Genomic DNA, 20,334 nt, shown 5'->3' with positions numbered 1-20,334 from the left:
CCTCCCAGTAGGGAAGGCGGCCTCGCCTGCCCGTCGTGAGCGCGCGGGCGAGGCCGCCCGCGCTACTGGTTGGAGGGGGCGCCACTGCCCCGACGGGGCGGCACTGGCCGGGGCACGACGAGCGCGCCCACGGCAGGTGCAGCCTCCGCTGCCGCCGAACTGCCCCACGCCATCCCATTCCTCCACCGGGTGAAGCCCATGACCACACGCCCTGACTACGCGACCGCCCGCGAGCGCGCGGGGTTCGGCTGGTATGTTGGCAGCTCGCAGGGGGCCCTGCGCGCCCTGGCCGGCATCCCCATCCGCGAGTTCAACCTGGAGGTCTCGGCCTGTGCGGAGACCTACCGCCTCGGACGTATCCGCCAGCGTGAGGTCTTCGGAGACGAGGTGGGGCAGTACCCGCTCCTGACGCCCGCCATCAGCTACGGGCATGTCAACTGCCTCGGCTCGGAGTTGCTCTTCCCCGAGGGCGGGGAGGTGGCGCACACGCATGTCTATGGCTCGCTAGCCGAGGGCGTGGCGGCGCTGCAGCAGCCCGTGGACTGGCTTTCGCAGGGCATGGCGCCGTACTTCCTGCGCTTCCGGGACGAGCTGCAGCAGCGCTTCCCGGATGAGCCGGTGCGGTGGTCTTTCGGCGGCGAGGGCCCCCTGACGACGGCCTACGAGCTGCGCGGGGACGGCTTCTTCACGGACATCTATGACGATCCGCCGCTGGCGAGGGAGTTCATGCGCCTGGTGGTGGACAGCATCCTGGATTTCGACCGCGTCTGCGCCGGGGTGAACGGGCAGCCCTTCCCGAATCCTGCCGGCAGCGGCATGTGTGACGACATCGCCAGCTTCATCCCGCCCGCGCGCTTCCCCGAGTTCGTGCTGCCCTACTGGGAGCAGCTCTACAGCGGCTTGACCAGCGGCACGCGCTCGGCGCACGTCGAGGACCTACGCCCTGCCCAGCTCCCGTTCCTCGAAGAGATCGGGCTGAGCCACTTTGACCCCTCCATTTCGCCCCGGCTCACGCCGAAGATATTCTGCGAGGGCTGTCGCGTGCCGTTCACCTGGCGCCTGGGCTGCTTCCACCTGCGCCAGATGCCCGCGCAGGAGGTAGAGGACTTCGTCTTCCTGTCCGCGGCCGACGGCGCCAACGGCGTCAGCCTGACGCTCGCCGAGACGATTTGCGACGACGCCTCGGTGCCCAAGGTGCAGGCCTTCATGCGCGCCGGCAAGGAGGCCAAGCAGCTCCTGGGCGAGGGTTGCAGCCGCGAGGAGCTGCGGCAGCGGGCGTCGGAGGACGGACGGCGCAGGCTGTGGGAGGGCTGGTGCGGGTACCTGGGCGCGCGGGGCGCTCAGGCGGGCAGCGCGGCCTGGGGCATGAAGGCGGCCGGGGCCTGAGGTGACGCTTGTTCGGGAGCCGGGTCTTGTGATAGACTCAAGTGGTTGCCGCCAGCATCGCTCCCCTGGAGGTCCGTATGGTAGAGAACGCCCCTGTGCCCAAGATGCTGCGGGTGTGGCTGGCGGGCGCGGTACTCGCAGTCGGCGTTCTGTTCGTCTTCGTCGTCTACCAGTCGGCCCGGATGGCCGAGCTCAGTGACCTGCGGGCCATGGACCTGGCCCAGGTGGCACGCAACATTGCCACCGGCCAGGGCTTCACCACGGACCTGATCCGGCCCCTGACGCTGGCTCTCGCACCGAGTATCCAGAGCCACCCCGACCTCGTCCACGCCCCGCTACAGCCCCTGTTCATGTCGCTGCTATTCCGCCTGTTCGGGCCGTCGAACCAGAGCATCTCGTGGAGTTCGGGCATACCGTTCCTGCTGACGATTCCCCTGGTGTTCTGGCTGGGCCAGACGGCCTTCTCGCGCAAGGTCGGGATGCTCAGCGCCATCGTCCTGGGCACGAACGTCGTGGCGTTGACCGTGGGCGTCTCGGGCACCGAGGGCGCGCTGCTGGGGCTGCTGTTCACGCTGCTGTGCGTAGTGCTGATCCTCCACCAGAGCCGCGCCCCGATGCGCATGCCCCTGGCCGCCGTCGCCGGGGTACTCACCGGCCTGTTGTATCTCACCCACTTCACCTGGCTGATGGCCTTCGCGCCAGTACTCCTGGTCCTCGTCCTGAACGCCTCGGCCAGGCAGCGAATGCCGAACATCATACTGTTCACGGCGGCCTTCGTGGTGGTCTTGCTCCCGTGGTTCTACCGCACCTACCGGGTGACGGGGAACCCGCTGAGCAATGCCAGCGCCTACGAGGCCATGGTCAACACCCGCACCTTCAGCGGCAACATGATCTACCGGTCGTACGAGCAGAACCCGCCGGGCGTGGTCTCCTTCATGTTCTCGGCGCCCCGCGAGATCTACGAGCGGTGTCGCGACGCTGCCGTAGAGGCGTACCCGCTGTGGTTCTCCTTCACCGGCCTGGCCATCATGCCGTTCTTCCTTGTCGGGGTGATCGTGCCCCTGGGCCATGCCGGGATGGACCGGCTGCGGCCAGGGCTATACATCCTGGCGCTACTGCTGTTCTTCGCCCTGTGCATCATGGGCCACGACACGCGCCTGCTCATGCCGATGGCGCCGGTGTGCACGGTCATTGCCGTCGCCTTCTTCTACCAACTGCTCGACCTGCGGATGAAGCCGCTGACGGAGCGTCTGCGCGTGCGCTGGACCGTGTTCGCGGTGGTGGTGCTGATGGTGCTGCACCTGGTGCCGCTGTTCCTGCAGTTGGCTCCCGGCCGGCCGGTTGCGTCGCCGGTGCCCACCGCGGTGCGCCGGGCCAGCCAGGAACTGAACGCCATGATCCCGCAGCTCGGCGGGCGGGAGAACGCCCCCGCTGTGGTGCTCAGTGACATGCCGTGGGCCATCGCGTGGTATGCAGACCGCCCGGCGATCTGGCTGCCGCGCAACGACGTGGACCTGCGCCGCATCGAGCAAGTGGTGGGGCAGGTCCGCTGGCTGGTACTCACACCGCAGATCGTGGATGTGGCGCGGCCGGAGCAGGCCCAGGGCTGGGCGCAGTTATGGCGCATGGCCGTCACGCGGACGCCCACGGTGTCGAGTTGGCGTGTCCGCCAGACGTTCGCCAACGGCAACTGGGTGCTGTTCGAGCGTGTGCCTGATGTTGCCTCCACGGGGACGCTGCCGGCGCCCCAGTGAGGCGCTCGGGTCGGTCAGCATCCCGCTGCCGTCACGTTGATACTCAGGGCAGGTGTGCACGGTGTCGGACGGCCAGCCGGCTGCGCCGGAGCAAGATGTCGAGGTGACGCAGCCGGGCGACACGGGGCCACCTGACGCCGCCGGGGGGCAAGCAAAAGCGTGCCACCGCTGCGGCGGCACGCTGGCGCTGGACGCCCAGGTGTGCCCACACTGCGGCCAGAAGCAGTACCGCCTGTGCTTCTGCGGCCAGGCCTTCCCGTCGAACCTGTCCCGCTGCCCGGCCTGCGGTACGGACTGGATCAAGGCGGTCCGCGTCCGTCGGCGCAGCCGCAGCGACAGGGTCAAGCCCCGCGCCATGGTGCGCAACGCCCTGCTGGGCGCGCTTGTCGCCGTGCTTGCCAGCGGGCTGCTCAATCTGATCGTGACCGCGCTGGCTCAGCGGGCGACACCCGAGGGTGTAGTGCCGCGCGCGATCGGCGAACGGCTGTACTACGCCTGGTACACTCTGGCGACGTCTGCCATCAAGCTGGTCAATAGCCTGGTGGGCGGGCTGGGGTACACACTGCTCATCGCCCTGGCCGGGGCCGCCATCGGGGCCCTTGTCTACCTGGTTCCGCCCCGCCTGGCCCGTGCCTCGCGGCACCTGCGGCACGGCCGGGTGCGCCGCCGCCGCAGCCACCGCTAACGAACGAGATGCGTGGGACGCTCCATGGCCGCTGAGGCACAGGACGCTGCACAGACACCGGCGCTGCCCCGAACCTCTGCCTCCCCCTCCCCCCTGGTGTTGGCGCTCCTGGCACTGCTGCTCGTGGCCGGCTGGCACCAGCACTTCGTCTGGCTCTGGCAGAAGGGCTGGCACAACGAGTACTACGGGCACGGCTTCCTCATTCCGCTGATCACCGCGTACCTGATCTACCGGCGACGCGACGAACTCGCCGCCGCGCCGCGGCGGGACTTCGCCCTCGGCCTACCGCTGATCGCTCTCGGCCTGGCCCTGCATCTGGTCGCCATCGCCAAGGACGTCAACTTCCCGCAGGGCTTCGCCCTCGTGACGGTCATCATCGGACTGGTGATCTGGCTGTGGGGCTGGCCGGCGGCGCGCGTCATCATCTTCCCCCTCGTGTTCCTGCTGTTCATGGTGCCGATGGGGCGGCTGCTGGTGGACAAGTTCGCTCAGCCGATGCAGCTATGGGGGGCCAGGATCGCTGGCGGCACGGCCGGCTTCCTGGGCATACCGGTCGTCCGCTCAGGCACCTCGCTGCAGATCCCCGGCTACCGCTTTGAGGTGGCGATCGCCTGCAGCGGCCTCAAGTCAGCCATCGCCATGACCGCTCTGGGCGCCCTGTATGCATACGTCGTGGTGGCGCCCATGCTCAAGCGCCTGCTGATCTTCGCCATGTCGCTGCCGGCAGCCCTGGTCGCCAACGCCATCCGCATCTGGCTGACCCTGGTGCTGGCGCAGTCCTTCGGCCCCAAAGCGGCCGAAGGGTTCTTCCACACGCTGTCAGGCATGCTCGTGTTCCTGATCGCGCTGCTCACACTATTCGCCTTTGGGAGTCTCATCGGATGCACGCGGATGCGCGACGATATCTAGTCGCCGCGGTGCTGTTGCTGGGGGGCGCCGCCTATGCCAATCTGCTGTGGGCGCGGCGCGCCCCGCAGGTGCGCTATCGCGTGGACTTCCGCGACATCCCGACCCGGATTGGGGACATGGCGGCGGAGCGCGTCCCGGTGGATCAGCGCATCTTCCAGTATCTGGGCGCCGACGTGATGGACGAGCTGGAGTACAAGTCGTCGAACCGGAACGTTCACCTGAGTCTGGTCTACGGCACCGACTGGCGGGCAGTGCATTCCCCGCTGTCGTGCCTGCCGCAGCAGGGCTGGCAGGTGTCGGAGAAGAAACTAGTCAGTGTGGCGGCGCCGCCGGGCTGTCCCCATGCGGGGCCGCTGCACGGGCAGATGCTACACGGTCGGCGCGGCAGCCAGGAGATCCTGGTACTGTACGTGTTCGCGCACAGGGGGGGAACGACCGGCGACTGGATGCAGCAGGGCTGGGCAGTGTCGCAGGCCCCGCGGGGAACCGGCGGCCTGATGCTGTCCCTGAGCACCTACCCCCGGCCTGGGGCGATTGAGGCAGCGCGGGAGCTTCTGGAGGAGGTGTTAGCCAGCGTCTACGTGCCGGCGGTCCGCTTCTGGTACCAGTGAGGCGGGTCGCGCGCGTCCACGCTTTCCCCATGACCCAGGTCCAGCCCGTGCGGCTCCCCACCGAGGCCGCCACCATCGCACCTCCGCGGACGGGCGTCTCCCGCGCCTACATGGTCACCAAGCGCGTCATTGACGTCATTGGCGCCGGCTTCGCGCTCCTGTTCCTGGGCCTCCCCATGGCTCTGGTGGCCCTGGCCATCAAGCTGGAGTCACGGGGGCCGGTCCTCTACGGCCAGACCCGCCTGGGGGAGAACGGCCTCCCCTTCCGGTTCCTGAAGTTCCGGTCCATGGTGGCCAACGCGGAGAGCATCCGCGCCGATCTGGAGGCAGTCAACGAGGCCAGTGGCCCTGTGTTCAAGATCCGCCGGGACCCCCGCATCACACGCGTTGGACGCTGGATCCGCAGGACCAGTCTGGACGAGACCCCGCAGTTGTTCCATGTGCTGATGGGGCAGATGAGCCTGGTGGGGCCACGCCCGCCGCTGCCGGAGGAGGTCGAGAACTACGAGCCGTGGCAGCGCGAGCGCCTCGCCATCCGTCCCGGCCTGACGTGCATCTGGCAGATCAGCGGCCGCAGCGACATTCCCTTTGAGCGGTGGGTCGAGCTGGACATCGAGTACGTGCGACGGCGCAGCCTGTGGCTTGACCTCAAGATCCTGTTGCTGACCATTCCAGCCGTACTGAGCGGTCGCGGCGCTTACTGACGTCGGCCGTCGGTGGAAGCCGGCCGCTCCCCCGGGGTCTCCCAATGAACCAACGGCGCATCCGGTCCGCACTGGCTGTCGTGCTCTGCACTGTCGCCGCCGCGGCAGCGGCTGTGGTTCTGCATCGCCCCCCCGCCCCCCTGGGGTCTCTGCTGTGGCGCCTGGAGTTGGGCGCCTACGACTCCCGTCTCGCCAGCCGTCCCTCCCGCTTCAACGAGCAAGTCGTCATCGTCGCCATTGACAACGAGTCGCTCAAGCAGGCCCGCAACCGCCTGAGCGAGTGGCCCTGGCCGCGCTCGGTGCACGCCCGTCTGCTCGACCGGCTGGCCGCGGACGGTGCGCGAGTCATTGGCATGGACATCCTCTTCGACAGCCCCTCGGACGACCCGGCCGCCGACGAGGCGCTGGCGCAGGCCATGGCGCGCTGCGGGCGTGTGATCCTGGCTGGCCAACTCAACCAGGACACTGCCACTCGCGGCGAGGAGATGGCCACCGGTGTCAGCAGCGTCAGCTTCCCCGTCGACTGCTTCGCCGAGACGATGCTGGACGTGGGGCTGACGAACATCCCGCGCGACCCGGACGCCACCGTGCGCCGGGCCTGGCTGACCCGGCAGCACCAGGAAGAGCCCTACTACACGCTGCCGGTGATGCTGGCGGCGCACTACCTCGGGCGCGATCCGGCCGCGATTGCCGCGGCGGGCCTCCGGGCCGGGGCCAGCGGTCATCCGTATATCGGCGGGGACACCATCCTCATCAACTACACCGGGCCGGCCGGCACCATCAAGTACGTGCCCTACTACCAGGTGCTCGAGGGGATCACCCCGCCGGGGACCTTCCGCGACAAGATCGTCCTGGTGGGCGGCACGGCGGAGATCCTGCAGGATGTCTACCCGACGCCCATGGCCCGTCAGGACCCGGGACACCCGGAGGAAGCACGGCTGGTGCAGATGCCGGGGGTGGAGGTTCAAGCCAATGCCCTGGTGACGCTGCTGGAGGGCAGCGCCATCCGCCCGACGCCGCTGCCGGTCCTGTGGCTGGTGACGGGACTGCTGGCACTACTCGTGGCGGCGGCCACGGTGTACCTGCGCCCCCTGCGGGCCGGGCTGCTGACCCTCGTGCTGCTGGCTGTGACGGTCCTGGCGACGTTCCTGCTGATGTGGCAGATGCGGCTGTGGCTGCCGCTGGTGCCGCCGCTCCTGAGCGGTCTCCTGGCCTACGTGGCAGGCACGGTCTACATGTACCTGACTGAGGAGCGGGCACGGCTACGGCTGCGCCGGGCCTGGCAGCAACGAGTGTCGGCCGAAGTACTCCACGTCATCCTGAGCAATCCGGTCAGGAAAGTGCAGGGGCGGCGGCTGGACGCGACAGTGATGTTCAGCGACCTGCGCGGCTTCACGACCCTGTGCTCCACCAGCGACCCCGAGGTCGTGGTCGAGCGCCTCAACAAGTATCTCACGGCGATGGTGGAGGTCATCCGCGAGTTTGGGGGAACCATACACAAGTTCATCGGTGACGGCATCATGGCCGTGTTTGGGGACCCGGTGGCCCAGGACGACCATGCGGCCCGGGCGGTGCGGGCCGCGGTGGCCATGCAGCGGCGCATGGCGGCCGAAAACGCTGCTGCCGTGGCGGCGGGCCAGGCGCCTCTGCTCATGGGCATCGGCATCCACAGTGGGGCGCTCGTGGCCGGGGACATCGGCTCCGAGCAAATGCTGGAATACACGGTGATCGGCGATACCGTCAGCACCGCCTCGCGCATCGAGGGGCTCAACAAGGACTTCCGGACCGGAATCCTGATGAGTGGGCAGACGGTGGCGGCGCTGGGGACGACCGACCTGCCCCTCAAGCATCTGGGCACCCAGAGCGTACGTGGCCGCGCCGAGACACTCGAGCTGTACACGGTGGATCTGCCCGACTTGCATCCGCCGACACAGCCGGTAGGGGAGACGAGCCAGCCATGAACCGACCCAAGATCGCCTGCTGCCTGCTGCTGGTGCTGGCCCTGCTCCCGGCCGCGGTGTCGGCGCAGACAGCCAAGATCACGGCGGTCCTGCTCGACGTGAAGTGCCGGGCCTCGGCCGGCGCGACCTGGGCGCCGGCGAAGGTCGGCCGGATGCTGGGCGCCGGGGCGCAGGTGCGTACCGGCAAGCGGGGCAAGTGTGAGATCAAGTTCTCCGACGGCAGCCTCATTCGCCTCTCCCCGCTGAGCGACCTGACCCTCGTCAAGATCGCCGGCAAAGACCTCTCCATGGGCTATGGCAAGCTGTACGCGCGGATCGTGAAGGGCACGACGGCCCGCATCCAGGGCGGCACGGGCGTGGCCTCCATCAAGGGCACAGTGCTGGAGTTCGACGCCGGAGACATGGGCGCGGCGCGCGAGCGGGCGACGAACGTCCTCACCATCTTTGATGGACTGGCCGAGTTGAGCGGCGGTGGGCAGACGCGTGAAGTGGGGCGGGGCACGCAGGCCCGCATCGGGCGGGACGGCACCCCCGGCGAGGTGCGCCACGTGCCCGGCGAGGAGTTCTTCAGCGGGACGGCCGACCAGTGGTGGGAGGGTCTGGCCCCCCACACCAACCTGCAGTCCACCCCGGCCTCGCCTACCGGGTTGGCGCAGCGCGCCGAGTTCCAAGCGAGCCACTCGCCCGCCATGGGCGCGGATGGATGGTACCCGCTGCACAACGGCACCGTGGTCATTGATCTGCAGAGCACCCGGGTGGGGACGGCTTCCGTGGCGGACGGGCAGCGCAGGTCCTCGGGACAACGCCTGGCCGCACTCCCGCTGCCCGCGCCGGATGTGGCGCTCGATGTGGCGCCCCTGACGATGCTGCAGACCGAACCGGCCAAGGCCTTCGGCAAGCGCTTCTACGGTCGCACCACTCGGGCCGACCTCTTCGCCCTGGGCAGCACCGACAGCAGCCTGGCCGGGGTGCGAGTACGGCCCAGCGCCGTGTGGAACGACATCTACTTCGAGCTGGGCGGCCTGGCCTGGACGCGCACCGACTGCGAGTGGCGCGCCGAGATCAGCGAGGCCTTCGCCAAGGCGCGCCCCCGCTGCGGCGATGTCACCGTCGGGCGCCAGCATTTCATCATGGGGCCGGTCAACAACAGTAACCTGGGCACGCTCGTCGGCTTCGACACGGCCGACGCCGTCCGGTGGCAGCCACAGCTGGGGGCCGTGCGCTTTGACCTGGGCTATGTCCATGACTTCCTGCCGCTGGATCAGGACCACCTGCGCGGCTACTACACCCGCGTCGAGGGCTCGATCTTCCGGGGCACGGTGGGCTTCAACGCTTTGCACTACAACGACATCGGCACCGGGGTCTCGATGGACTTCTCTTTCCCCGTGATTGCCGGCAAATGGGACGTGTATGGGGAGTTCGGCTCCGATCCGGCGGACCGGAGCCTCGAGACTCTGGGCGCCTACTTCCCCGAGCTGTACGACCGCTATGATGTGGACCTGTTCCTCGAATATGCCCACCGGGAGGGGCAGGGGTCGCTCTTGTCCGCGCGGGCCTACCGCGAGTTCGGGCACAACTGGACGACGGTGCTGTCGGTGCTGGCCAGGCCCGAGGACGACACGGTCGTGAGCCTGGGCGTCATCAAGGGGTTCGACTAGACATCATTCATCCACGAGCAAGAGCACGGAGGAGGACGAGATGAGCACGCGCATGATGGTTCTGGGTGCAGGCCTGCTGGCGATCATCTTGCTGTGCGGTTGCGGGGGGGGAAGTGGCAGCGGCGGCGGCGACGTGGGATCGCTGCGGTTCAGCGTCAGGTTCCCGGCACTTCCCGATGGGGTGGTCATGCCCGAGTACCTGCCGGCCAAGCTGATGTCCCTGGTCATCGAGGTCATAGACACGAATACGGGGTTGCCCAAGTGCGCCCCCATCATCGTGAACCGGACCAGCCCGTCAGAGGAAGTCGTCAACGTCACCGTCGAGGCAGTGCACATCGGGGCCACGACGCTGATCATCAAGGGCTATGACGGCCTCAACGGCACAGGGACGGTGATCTGCGACGCCACCGCCGGGGTCGAGGTGCTGCCCAACGTGGCCGTGAGCGTGACCATGACCATGGCAACTACGGTCATCCGCATTGAGATCACGGGCGCCTCGTCGGTACTGGTAGGTGGCAACACGCAGCTCACCGCTACCGGCTACGATGTGGACGGGAACGTCGTGCTGGACGCCGACTTCACCTGGTCGTCCTTGGATAACACGCTCGCCCAGGTGGACCAGACGGGGCTGGTTACGGGCGTCGCACGCGGGAACACGGGCATCAAGGTCGAAGAGGCGAAGGCTATCGCCACGCCGGCCATCCACAACATCGCGGTGAACCCCAACATTGACCGGGTGGAGATCACGACGGTCGGGTCGCCGTACGTGGCCCCGGCCGGCACTGCCGCGGGCGGATCCACCACGATCAACATCTGGCAGTACCAGGACATTGTGGCCAAGTGTTACAGTGGCTCTACGGAGATCACCGATGTGCCCATCACCTTCACCTCTGGTGACAACACGACGGTGACCGTCGCCCCTGCGGCGACCGACAGCCCGAACGCCACTATCCACGGGATCAAGGAGGGCGGCCCGGTGACCATCACCGCGTCGCAGCCGTACACCTCCGCCGTGGGCACGCTGAGCGTCACGGTCACGGCCCTGGGTGACATCAACATCATCGTCAACTAAGCCACCAGGCTCGTCCTGCAAGCCAGCGGGGCCGGCATTGATGCCGGCCCCGTCGTGTTTGCCTGCCGCGATGCAGCGGCCCTACGCCTCCCGCCACGGCGCCTCTGTGGCATGCACCGCCCCCGCCTCCCAGGCTCCGAGGAGCGCCTCGGGGCACGGCAAGTCCTCGTCGTCCAACTCCGCCAGCCGCACCACGTGCCCCGCCGCTGGCGCCTGCTGCCTGACGAAGATCAGGCACGTCTTGACCGCGGCGTGGCTGTGACGGAACACCGACCGGGGCAGCCCGATCACCGCCTCCACCTGCGCCGTCCGCAGCAGGTCCTCCCGCTGCGGACGCCACCGCTTGTTCGCCAGGAAGCCCTCGGGCAGCACGAGGCCCAGCAGCCCGCCGGGGCGCAGGAGGCGCAGCGACCGCTCCAGGAACCATAGCTCCCGTGGGAACGAACCGCCACCACGGCGGCCCAGCCGCCACCAGTGGTAGACCCCCATCAGGTGTGGCAGCACAGCGGGGTCGGGGCTGCCGCCGAAGGGCGGGTTGCCCACCACCACCTCGAAGGCCTCCGTCATCGTGCCGAGGAGCCCGTCCGCCAGGGCGAGGTGGGGGCGCGCGGGCGGGGGGAAGTGCGCTTGCCACACCGGCAGCAACTTCGGGTCTACGTCGAGGCCGTAGACACGCTCGACGAGGAAGCCATGCCGCAGCGCCCCGGCCAGGAACGCCCCCTCGCCGCACGACAGGTCCACCAGCCGTCCTGCGCGCACATCCGGCCGCAGCCAGGCGAGCACGGCGAAGGCCAGGTCAACGACCTGTGGGGGCGTGAAGAACTGTCCCAGGGGGCGTGATGGTAGCATGAGTGTGGTAGGGGTCTGTCCCCGGAGGGAGGCGGAGCCACCCGCAGGGGGCTGACCCCGATGTCATCACCTCTGTGGGGTCAGCCCCCTGCGCCCTGCTGCGCAGACCTTCGGGGACAGACCCCAGCGGTCACGGTAGGAAGTTGTACATGCGCATGTGCAGGAAGATGCCCAGGGTCCCCCAGATCGCCCCGGCCAGGAACTCACCGAGGATCAGCCCCATGAAGAACATCGAGGCCGGACGGAAGGCGCCCATCCCGCCATAGCGCAGGACGAGCGACTTGAGCACCCAGCTCACGAGGATGGAGGGCGCGAACAGGGCCATGGACCAGCTTCCCGACACGGCGAAGCCCGCCGGGTGCAGCGGCCACCAGGTGAAGCTCGTGCGCATCGCCGCCAGGGCTACTGTGAACAGGAAGCCCACCGGCAGCGCCGCGGTCGCATACCAGTTCGTGGTGCCCGGGCTCTCCAGCCACGACTGCAGGCGGGAGAAGGCTTCTTGCCCTTTCCCGGCCCACCGTTCCCCGCCCACGCGGAAGAACGCATCGAGCAGGATGCCCCAGCCCAGCACCAGGCCCAACACGGTGGCCAGCGTCAGCGCCAGGGCCAGGCCGGTCTGCGAGGTGTTGCTGACACTCGACAGCTTCATGCCCTCAATCTGGTTAGGCATCGGGTGGCTGCGGTGGGCGCGGTTGATGGACCAGTAGAAGGCGAACATCACGAGGTTGCTCACGCCGATGCGGCGCGGCCCGGCTACGGTGGTCAGCACCGCCTCCGGCCCGATCTTGTGCAGGTCATGCACCGGCGAGCCCAGCTCCGCGCGGATGCGGGCCACGGCGATGGAGACGCCCAGGTACAGTACCAGAAAGGCGACCGCCCACCACAGGTCCATCCCGGCGTGCAGGCAGAAGCCGATGAGCAGCGCCAGGCCGATGATGATGGTCCAGACCGTGAAGCGGTACGAGAAGGCCTCGCGGCTATCGTCGCCGTGCTGGACGCCGAAGGCGCTCTCGACAGCCCGCACAATGTGGCGCCGGCTGGAGTAGAGCGAGAAGAACGCCAGGGCCATGTAGGCGCCGAAGGACTGCTCGTCAATCCACGGAGCGCGGGGGAGGCTGTGCCATCCCGCCGCCGCGAAGCTGATGCGCACGAGCTTCCAGCCGATGTAGAAGAACCAGGAGCTGAGGGCCAGGTCCAGCGGGATGAAGAATGCCAGCCCCACCACGAAGGGGAAGACCATCAGGGGCGTCCAGCCGATGGCCCGCCAGGGCATCGCCTTGACGATCTGCCCCAGGTCGTACTTGGCGCTCAGCTCACCCGTCAGGCTGGGGATCACTGGCCAGATCTGGTGCAGGCCGTTGACGGCGTCCACCACAAAGGCCACGGCGAACCCGACCCACATCAGTCGGCTGCGCCACAACGGCGTCTCCGGACGCGTCATCTCCAGGGGGAGCTGCACGATCGGGAAGCTGAGCTTGGCTTCCTCGGTCCACTGCTTGCGGAACAGGCTGGACAGGGCCAGCATGACGGTGATGAGCGTGAACGAGAAGCCCGACCACCACGCGGCCGGCACCAGCCACTGCCGCCAGTACGGGGTCGCGAAGAGCGGCTCGTTCAGCTCGTAGTAGGCGTATAGCGCCCGCTGGTCGGTGACGGTCAGGAACGTCGGGACTTTCTCTAAGAAGAGCTGCTCCCAGTGGTTCTCGGGCGTGGAGTGCCAGAAGGGGTGCGCCACCACCGGCAGCATCGTCTGGATCTGGTCGAGGCCGCACACCGCGCTGGCGATGGCCAGCATGGCGTAGATGACCAGCATCTCTCCCTGGCTGAGGGTCAGGCGCCTGGAGATGCGGGACAGCAGCGCATTGAGCCCGCACAGGATGAGCAGTGTGATGATGACGTTGAAGTACAACGACACGGTGGTGGGGCGGCTCTGCGGCCCCCACACGTAGCCCCACAGGATGAACCAGGCGTTGGGGACGATGAGCAGCAGACCGAGGATGACCGCGCGCGGCGTCACCGGAGTGGGCGGGGGGTGTGCGATTGCTGATGCAGCGCGGTCTGCGATCGGTGCCGCCTCCTTTGGCGGCAGACCATTCGCCGGCGGCAGGTGCGCCTCCTGCACGGCCCACTCCGCCCGCGCCGACCGGACCTGCTTGACTCATCCCTTCCGTGTCCCGATAATGCACATTGTCAGGCTGGGGGGAGGCAACACTCGCTACGCGGGGGCTCGTGGCGCATCGCAGAGGAAATCGCACTACTCATGTCAGCCTTTCGGCAGACAACCGGCCTGGCCCGAGCCCTGCTCCTTGCGGGCGTGCTTGTCCTGGTGGCCGAGACGGTCGCCTTCTGCCTGTACGGCACCAGCGTCTACGACGAGGGCGGCTACCTGTACGAGGGCTGGGCCACTGTCACCCACGGTCAGCTACCCTTCCGCGATTTCTTCGCCAAGCTCCCGCCGCTGCTCTACTATCTCTATGGGGCCGGACAGGCTCTCTGCGGGCCATCGCTGCTGGTCGGACGCCTCGAGTCAGCCCTCTTCATGTTCGCGGGCCTGGCACTGAGCGTCTCAATCGTGCGGCGGCTGGCCGGGCCGTGGGCGGGCGTCCTCCTCGTGTGGCTCCTGGCCGGCAACCCCTTCGCTCTCAACTACTACCTCCATGCCTATGCCGTCGCCCCGACCGCCTTCTTCATCGTCCTGGCGCTGGCGTTGCTGATCCTGCCGCGACCCCGACCGGCGGCGCTACTGGCAGCCAACGCGGCGCTGGCGGGGGTGCTGCTGTGCCGGCAGGATATGCTGCCTCTGGTGCTGGTGCTGTGGGTGTATGCGCTGTGGAAGTACCCCCTGGCGCTGCCGGTGCGCATCGGGGGTGTCGTGTTCTCCTGGGCGGTGTTCGGGCTGGTGCTGCTGCCCTTCGTGCTGATGGCCCCCGCGAACGTGCTATGGTCCATGTCCGTTGGCATGCTGGGGCCACAGGTGCCCAGCATGGGGAGCTACGGCGAAGCGACACCGGCCTCCGTGCGGGCCATCGTTTGGCATGTGGCGATGCTCCTGCGGGCCTATGCCGGCATCATTCTGCTGCTGGTGGTCGGGGCGCCGTTCATGCGGGCGCGAGACGCGACGAGTGATGCCCCCGGGACAGCGATGCCTCAGCCGCTGGGCTGGATGCTGGGCACGGCGCTGCTGTTCTGGCTCAGCCACGTCCCGGCGGCGGCGGCGATCGGCGGCGGCAACGTCTACTACCTGCTCGACCCGTACATCTTCTTCCTGGTGGCGATGCCGGCGGCGGCGATGCTGGTGCTGGCGGTTCGGTCCCTGTCGGCCCCGCAGACGACGGCCGCCGCGCGTGCCCTGGCGCTGGTGGGGGCTTTCGCCGTGGCGATGGCCGTCTTCACCGGGCCTGGCCCACGCCTGGAGCTCTCGCTGCAGCGCCCCACGGCTCTGGAGCGCATCGGCGTCGGCGCCCGTGCCCTGGCCCGGACGGTTCCTCCGGGGTCCGCGATCTTCACTCTGGACGACCCGCACCAGTTCCTGCAGGCGGGACTGCTGCTCCCGGGGGCCCTGACGCACCAGCTATTCTCCTACCGCGAGTCGTCCGACACCGCCCTCCTGCGCCGGGTGCACATGTACAATGGCGAGATCATCCGCGAGTGGCTCAGCGGCGGGGCGCAGTACGCTGTCATCAGCGCCGACGCCCGCAGCTTCATGCGCGACAGCGGCCGCTACAGCGGAGGGCAGCGGCTGGACAGCCTCGTCATGGGTCTGATCGCCACCAACTATGAGCTGGTCGCCGAGGTGCCCGGCACGTGGGCCGGACCGATGAGCATCTACCGATGGAAGGGAAGACGGTGAACGGCACGGGGCTCGGGCCGTTCGCGGCCCGCTCTCTTGCGTGCACCTGATCTGAGGGAAGCGTCATGGAAGCCGCTGGCAGCATCAAGAGTGTATCGCTGGTTCTCCCGGTGTACAACGAAGAGGACAACGTGCAGCCGCTATACGAGGCGCTGGTGGGGACGATGGCCGGGCTGCCCTTGCCGTGCGAGGTGGTGTTGGTCAACGACGGCAGCAGCGACGATACGGCGGCTCGGCTGGACGCGCTGGCCGAGCGCGACAGTCGCTTCGTCATCATCCACCTGCGGCGCAACTTCGGGCAGACAGCCGCCATGGCCGCCGGGTTCGATCAGGCCACGGGCGACGTCGTCATCGCCATGGATGCCGACCTGCAGAACGACCCGGCGGACATCCCGAAGCTGCTGGACAAGATGAGAGAGGGCTACGACGTGGTCAGCGGGTGGCGGCGCGACCGCAAGGACAAGTGGCTCACCCGCATCCTGCCCTCCAAGATCGCCAACTGGTTGATCTCCTGGATGACCGGGGTGTACCTGCACGACTACGGCTGCTCGCTCAAGGCCTACCGCCGCGAGGTGCTGCGCGATGTGCGGCTGTACGGCGAGATGCACCGCTACATCCCCGCGCTGGCCTACTGGGCAGGCGGCAGCGTGGCCGAGGTGGTCGTGACCCACCACCCGCGCCGCTTCGGCAAGAGCAAGTACGGCCTCTCGCGCATCCTCCGGGTCGTGCTCGACCTGATGACCGTCAAGTTCCTGCTGGCCTACTCAACCAAGCCGATCCAGGTATTCGGGCGCTGGGGCGTGATCTCCGGCGCTCTGGGCTTCCTGCTGGCGCTGTACCTGTCGGTGGAGAAGCTGGTCCTCAATGTCAACATCGGCACCCGCCCGCTGCTGCTGCTGGCGGTGCTGCTGATGATCGTGGGGGTGCAGTTCATCACCATGGGGCTGATGGCCGAGGTGCAGGTGCGCACGTACTACGAGAGCCAGAACAAGCCGATCTACCGCGTCCGGCGGGTGGTCCGCCAGGGCGAGGCATCAGGAGACAAATGAAGCTGACCGTCGTCCGCATCCTGCTCAGTGTACTGCTGCTGGGGCCCGCCCTCTGGACCCTCCCCGGCGGCGGCAGGGAACTGGGCAGCCTGGTGGACGTCCTGGCGCTCATCATCTCCCCGGCGGTGGCTCTGTGGGTGCTGAGCGGCCTGGCCCAACCGGCCCTGCCCATGCGGCGCCTCCCCTTCTTCGTCATGGGCAGCATCGCGCTGACGGCCCTGCTGCTGTGGGCGCACCGCGAAGCCGGACTGGCCTGGGACGGGGCGCTGCACTGGGTGCTGGCCGAGTACGCCGTGTTGGCCCTACTCGGGGCCGTGGCGGTGTGGCGGGTCCGCCCCCGGGCGAACAAGCAGGATGCCTGGCTCCTGGGTGCGACGGTCCTGGTCGGGCTGATCGTTCTGGCCCCGGTATGGGGCAACTGCCGGCTCATGATGGGCGCGCATGGCCTGTGGCACACCGCCAGCGGGCTGCAGACGTTGGAGCGCGTCCCCCCCGAGAACCCCGTCTTCGCCGGTCGCCGAGCCTACCTGTACTGGGGCTATGACCTGTTCATCATCGAGATGGCGCACGCCCTGGGCAGAACCACCGCCGGGGCGGCGCTGTTGCTCAACGTGGTGGCCCTATGGCCGCTCGTGGTCGCAGTGTACGAGGTCGCGGCGCTGCTCTTCACAGGGCCGCCGTGGCCCTGGCTGGCGGCCCTGGCCTCCGTGGGCGGAGTGAATGGATTCGGCTTCGGCTGGCTGCTCCTGCGGCTGCTGGCCGGTCGGGCCTCGCTGGCGGAGTACGTGTTCACCGACCGCCTGAACGTGCTGGCTCTGACTCTTGGATGGACGAGCTGCAGCGTGCCCCTGGAGGGATGGGGCGAGGTGGGCGGGGGCGGGCTGGGCATCACCTGCTTCGTGGCCGCCGTCACGCTGCTCCTGAAGACCCCCCGGGAGAGAGCCGGCTGGTGGCCGGCTCTCATTGTGGCGCTCTGTGTGGCTGGCGGGGTGCTGCTGCACCCGACTAGCGGGGCGATGGTAGTCCCCCTGGCCCTGGTCTTCGCTCTGCTGTGGGCCGCCTTCCGCTCTCCGGCCCCGTTCGTTCCCAATGGCCTGTGGCTGCTGGCAAGCGTGGTGGGCGGCATGGCCATCGGAGCGGCTCACATGCGCGAACTGGGGGGCGCCTTCCAGGAGAGCACCATGGGCCTGGTGACTTCCGCGGCGCCGCTGCCTGGGCGTCTCTGGGACCTGGCCGGGCCGTGGGTGTGGGCGTGGCCCTTTGCGGTCCCCGGCCTGGTCGTCCTGCTGCGGCGGCGCGAGCCGGTCGCGTATCTGGTCTGCATCGGTGCGGTGCTCCTGGCCCTGTGCGCGCTGGTGGTGCGGTTGCCCTACGAGAACCACTACAAGTTCGTCCAGCTGCTGTCGCCCTTCATGGCCCTCTTGGTGTGCGCCGGGCTGTCGGGGCTGCGTAGCCCCCGTCTGCGCACCGTGCTGGTGGCGGGCGTCGTCGCCCTGCTGTGCCTCACGCTGCTCACCACGATGCCGGCGCGGGCACGCACGGGCAGGTACCTGGGGCAGTTCCACTTCGAGCGCGCAGGGACCGAGGTGGTGGCTTCGCCGGACATGAGTCCCGCGCGTCGCGCCATGTACGACTTCATCCGCCGGGCCACGCCGCCGGATGCCGTCGTCATTGACGACCCGTCCGAGTGTCAGCAGAACACCCAACTGCTCGAAGTGCCGCTGCTGGCTCGACGGCAGCTCTTCACGGCCATCCCCAACTACTGGATGACCGGCGGCTACGCCGAGTGCCCGGCGCGTATGGAACTGGTGCGCGCCCTGTACGGGGGGCGACCGCTGACGTCGCCGCAGCGGCTGATGCTACGCGAACTCAATCGCCCGGTGTTCGTGCTCTTGCGCCCCGACGATCCGGGCTTGCAGCCGAAAGCCGAGGCCCTGATTCGGTCTCGCCCGCAGGAGTTCACGGAGGTCTTCTCCGTGGGCGGGCTGAAACTCTACGCCATGCACCCGTGAGGACCGCTGACATGAGCGTGAGACTATCGGTCGTTTCGCCCATGTACAATGAAGCCGAGACGGCCGCGGAGTTCGTCCGCCGGGTAAGCGCCGTGCTGGACGGCCTGGACATGACCTCCGAGATCGTGCTCGTGGACGACGGCAGCGCCGATGACACGTGGGACCTGATCGAGCGCCTGGCGCGGGACAACGGCCGGGTCCGCGGCGTGCGCCTGTCGCGGAACTTCGGCCACCAGTGCGCCCTCATGGCGGGCCTGTGTGCCGCAACGGGCCAGGCGATCGTGATGATGGACGCCGACCTGCAGCACCCGCCAGAGTTGATCCCGCGCCTGCTGGAGAAGTGGCGCGAGGGCTATCACGTGGTCAACACCATCCGCACCAACACTCTGGACGCCGGGCCGCTCAAGCGGGGCCTCACGGCCGCCTTCTACGCCTTCATCAACCGCATCTCGGATGTGCCCATCACACCGAATGCGGCGGACTTCCGTCTGGTGGATCGTGCTGTCCTGGAAGAGCTGAAGAAGCTGCGGGAGCACACTGTATTCCTGCGGGGCCTGATGAACTGGGTAGGCTTCTCGCAGACCGCGGTCGAGTTTGAGGCGGACCGACGCTTTGCCGGCGAGACCAAGTACTCACTGGGGCGCATGCTCAAGTTCGCCCTGACGGCGATCATCTCGTTCTCCACCCAGCCCCTGCGCCTCGGGGTCTGGTCGGGCCTGATCGTCTTCCTGCTGTCATGGATCTACGGCCTGTGGGCCGTCTACGCCAAGTTTGTCGCCCATCTCGTTGTGCCCGGCTGGACCTCGACTGTCTGGCTGATCATGCTGGCGGCCAGCATCCAGCTCTTCGTGCTGGGGATCATCGCCGAGTACATCTCGCAGATCTACGAGGAGACGAAGGGCCGGCCGCTATTCATCGTCCGCGAGAACGTCGGCTTCGCGCGCCGCGAGCCGGGCCCCGAAGACCCACCGGCATGAGCCAGCACGACGTCAGTGTCGTCCTCAATGCCGACGATCTCGGCCTGGCGCCGGCAGTGAACGCCTCCGTGGCTGCGCTGTGTCGGGCGGGTGTCGTGCGGTCAGCCAGTCTGCTGGTGACAGGCCCCGCGGCCGCGGAGGCCATCGCGCTGGCCCACCGCCTGCCCGAGTTGGGTGTGGGGCTGCACCTGGCGTGGATCCACGAGCGCCCGGCGGCCGAGCCGGGGCAGATTCCGGCGCTCCTGGACCGCGAGGGGCGCCTGGTGCTGGGCCACAAGCAGTTCATGGCGCGGCTGCTGACCGGGCGGCTGCCCCTGGAGCAGGTGCGGCGCGAGGCTGAGGCGCAACTGGAGCGGATGGTGGCAGCGGGCCTGCGCCCCACACACCTGGACAGCCATCAGCATCTGCACCTGTGGCCGCCGCTGTTTGAGATGTGCCTGGAGCTGTGCCGCGCGCACGGCATCCCGTTCATCCGGCTGCCGGGGCGAGGGGCCCTGGAGACAGGGTCGGTGCGGGTCGGGCCGGTGCGGCGCCGGCTGATGGCCTATGTGATCGGGCGGGTCCGCGGGCGCGACACAGGAGCCATCGGCCACACCGACGAAGTGTGGGGCATGCTGGCGGCGGGGCATCTGAGCCGCGAACTGCTCCTGAGCCTCCTGGGCGGGCTGCAGCCGGGCCGGCACGAGATCATGTGTCACCCCGCCACGGAGGCCTGCGATGCCTACACGCGCCACCGATGGGGCTATGCGTGGGCTGCCGAGCACCAGGCACTGAGTGCGCCCGAGGTGGGGGAGATGATCGCCCGCCGCGGGTTGCGCGTGACGAACTTCCGAGAGATGGCCGCCAATAACCTCTGA

At 68.4% G+C, this 20,334-nt stretch carries 16 protein-coding genes; 14 read left to right on the top strand and 2 right to left on the bottom strand.

Annotated elements, in window-relative coordinates:
* Nucleotides 1-198: 198 nt before the first annotated feature.
* The 9 genes from LLH23_19770 (at nt 199) to LLH23_19730 (ending at nt 10,740) form a co-directional block, all read left to right on the top strand.
* Nucleotides 199-1,386: a uroporphyrinogen decarboxylase family protein gene (locus LLH23_19770; protein MCE5240706.1), complete on the top strand. Its 1,188-nt coding sequence runs from the start codon at nt 199-201 to the stop codon at nt 1,384-1,386.
* A gap of 77 nt (nt 1,387-1,463) precedes the next feature.
* Complete coding sequence (locus LLH23_19765; GenBank protein ID MCE5240705.1) at nt 1,464-3,140, top strand: glycosyltransferase family 39 protein; 1,677 nt, start codon at nt 1,464-1,466, stop codon at nt 3,138-3,140.
* A 61-nt stretch (nt 3,141-3,201) separates the two neighbouring features.
* A complete protein-coding gene (locus LLH23_19760) occupies nt 3,202-3,825 on the top strand; it encodes a zinc ribbon domain-containing protein (GenBank protein MCE5240704.1) in 624 nt (207 codons plus the stop codon).
* A gap of 24 nt (nt 3,826-3,849) precedes the next feature.
* Nucleotides 3,850-4,734, top strand: a complete 885-nt coding sequence (locus LLH23_19755; GenBank protein ID MCE5240703.1) for an exosortase/archaeosortase family protein — start codon at nt 3,850-3,852, stop codon at nt 4,732-4,734.
* Nucleotides 4,707-5,345 (top strand): EpsI family protein, encoded by a 639-nt coding sequence (locus LLH23_19750; GenBank protein ID MCE5240702.1) that lies wholly within the window; start codon nt 4,707-4,709, stop codon nt 5,343-5,345. Before LLH23_19755 ends, LLH23_19750 begins: the two co-directional genes overlap by 28 nt.
* Nucleotides 5,346-5,374: 29 nt before the next feature.
* Nucleotides 5,375-6,049 (top strand): sugar transferase, encoded by a 675-nt coding sequence (locus LLH23_19745; GenBank protein ID MCE5240701.1) that lies wholly within the window; start codon nt 5,375-5,377, stop codon nt 6,047-6,049.
* A 44-nt stretch (nt 6,050-6,093) separates the two neighbouring features.
* The gene (locus LLH23_19740; GenBank protein ID MCE5240700.1) at nt 6,094-8,010 is read left to right on the top strand and encodes an adenylate/guanylate cyclase domain-containing protein; all 1,917 of its coding nucleotides are present in this window, start codon (nt 6,094-6,096) and stop codon (nt 8,008-8,010) included.
* Nucleotides 8,007-9,668, top strand: a complete 1,662-nt coding sequence (locus LLH23_19735) for a FecR domain-containing protein (GenBank protein ID MCE5240699.1) — start codon at nt 8,007-8,009, stop codon at nt 9,666-9,668. The genes LLH23_19740 and LLH23_19735 overlap by 4 nt, the downstream gene beginning before the upstream one ends.
* Before the next feature lie 40 nt (nt 9,669-9,708).
* Nucleotides 9,709-10,740: an Ig-like domain-containing protein gene (locus LLH23_19730; GenBank protein MCE5240698.1), complete on the top strand. Its 1,032-nt coding sequence runs from the start codon at nt 9,709-9,711 to the stop codon at nt 10,738-10,740.
* A gap of 81 nt (nt 10,741-10,821) precedes the next feature.
* Here LLH23_19730 and LLH23_19725 read toward each other — a convergent pair whose 3' ends face one another.
* Together LLH23_19725 and LLH23_19720 are read right to left on the bottom strand one after the other, a co-directional pair.
* Entirely contained in the window at nt 10,822-11,589 is a 768-nt protein-coding gene (locus tag LLH23_19725; GenBank protein MCE5240697.1) for an N-6 DNA methylase, read from the bottom strand.
* 130 nt (nt 11,590-11,719) lie between these two features.
* Nucleotides 11,720-13,606 carry a hypothetical protein gene (locus tag LLH23_19720; GenBank protein MCE5240696.1) on the bottom strand — a complete coding sequence of 629 codons (1,887 nt, stop codon included), beginning with the start codon at nt 13,604-13,606 and terminating at the stop codon, nt 11,720-11,722.
* A gap of 243 nt (nt 13,607-13,849) precedes the next feature.
* On the opposite strand from LLH23_19720, the gene LLH23_19715 reads away from it, so the two are divergent.
* The 5 genes from LLH23_19715 (at nt 13,850) to LLH23_19695 (ending at nt 20,334) form a co-directional block, all read left to right on the top strand.
* Nucleotides 13,850-15,439, top strand: coding sequence for a glycosyltransferase family 39 protein (locus LLH23_19715; protein MCE5240695.1), 1,590 nt, complete (start codon nt 13,850-13,852; stop codon nt 15,437-15,439).
* A gap of 65 nt (nt 15,440-15,504) precedes the next feature.
* Complete coding sequence (locus LLH23_19710) at nt 15,505-16,488, top strand: glycosyltransferase family 2 protein (protein ID MCE5240694.1); 984 nt, start codon at nt 15,505-15,507, stop codon at nt 16,486-16,488.
* Nucleotides 16,485-18,500 (top strand): hypothetical protein, encoded by a 2,016-nt coding sequence (locus LLH23_19705; protein MCE5240693.1) that lies wholly within the window; start codon nt 16,485-16,487, stop codon nt 18,498-18,500. The genes LLH23_19710 and LLH23_19705 overlap by 4 nt, the downstream gene beginning before the upstream one ends.
* An 11-nt stretch (nt 18,501-18,511) precedes the next feature.
* Complete coding sequence (locus tag LLH23_19700) at nt 18,512-19,477, top strand: glycosyltransferase family 2 protein (GenBank protein MCE5240692.1); 966 nt, start codon at nt 18,512-18,514, stop codon at nt 19,475-19,477.
* A complete protein-coding gene (locus tag LLH23_19695; protein ID MCE5240691.1) occupies nt 19,474-20,334 on the top strand; it encodes a ChbG/HpnK family deacetylase in 861 nt (286 codons plus the stop codon). The genes LLH23_19700 and LLH23_19695 overlap by 4 nt, the downstream gene beginning before the upstream one ends.

The organism is bacterium (genome assembly GCA_021372615.1).
Classification (GTDB): domain Bacteria; phylum Armatimonadota; class Zipacnadia; order Zipacnadales; family UBA11051; genus JAJFUB01.
This window is presented reverse-complemented; position numbering and strand designations above follow the sequence as displayed.

Excerpts from the sequence above, each read along its gene's own strand:
- LLH23_19770 (MCE5240706.1), top strand. The coding sequence starts at position 199 with ATGACCACACGCCCTGACTACGCGACCGCCCGCGAGCGCGCGGGGTTC.
- LLH23_19765 (MCE5240705.1), top strand. The coding sequence starts at position 1,464 with ATGGTAGAGAACGCCCCTGTGCCCAAGATGCTGCGGGTGTGGCTGGCG.
- LLH23_19755 (MCE5240703.1), top strand. The coding sequence starts at position 3,850 with ATGGCCGCTGAGGCACAGGACGCTGCACAGACACCGGCGCTGCCCCGA.
- LLH23_19750 (MCE5240702.1), top strand. The coding sequence starts at position 4,707 with ATGCACGCGGATGCGCGACGATATCTAGTCGCCGCGGTGCTGTTGCTG.
- LLH23_19745 (MCE5240701.1), top strand. The coding sequence starts at position 5,375 with ATGACCCAGGTCCAGCCCGTGCGGCTCCCCACCGAGGCCGCCACCATC.
- LLH23_19740 (MCE5240700.1), top strand. The coding sequence starts at position 6,094 with ATGAACCAACGGCGCATCCGGTCCGCACTGGCTGTCGTGCTCTGCACT.
- LLH23_19735 (MCE5240699.1), top strand. The coding sequence starts at position 8,007 with ATGAACCGACCCAAGATCGCCTGCTGCCTGCTGCTGGTGCTGGCCCTG.
- LLH23_19730 (MCE5240698.1), top strand. The coding sequence starts at position 9,709 with ATGAGCACGCGCATGATGGTTCTGGGTGCAGGCCTGCTGGCGATCATC.
- LLH23_19725 (MCE5240697.1), bottom strand. The coding sequence starts at position 11,589 with ATGCTACCATCACGCCCCCTGGGACAGTTCTTCACGCCCCCACAGGTC.
- LLH23_19715 (MCE5240695.1), top strand. The coding sequence starts at position 13,850 with ATGTCAGCCTTTCGGCAGACAACCGGCCTGGCCCGAGCCCTGCTCCTT.
- LLH23_19710 (MCE5240694.1), top strand. The coding sequence starts at position 15,505 with ATGGAAGCCGCTGGCAGCATCAAGAGTGTATCGCTGGTTCTCCCGGTG.
- LLH23_19705 (MCE5240693.1), top strand. The coding sequence starts at position 16,485 with ATGAAGCTGACCGTCGTCCGCATCCTGCTCAGTGTACTGCTGCTGGGG.
- LLH23_19700 (MCE5240692.1), top strand. The coding sequence starts at position 18,512 with ATGAGCGTGAGACTATCGGTCGTTTCGCCCATGTACAATGAAGCCGAG.
- LLH23_19695 (MCE5240691.1), top strand. The coding sequence starts at position 19,474 with ATGAGCCAGCACGACGTCAGTGTCGTCCTCAATGCCGACGATCTCGGC.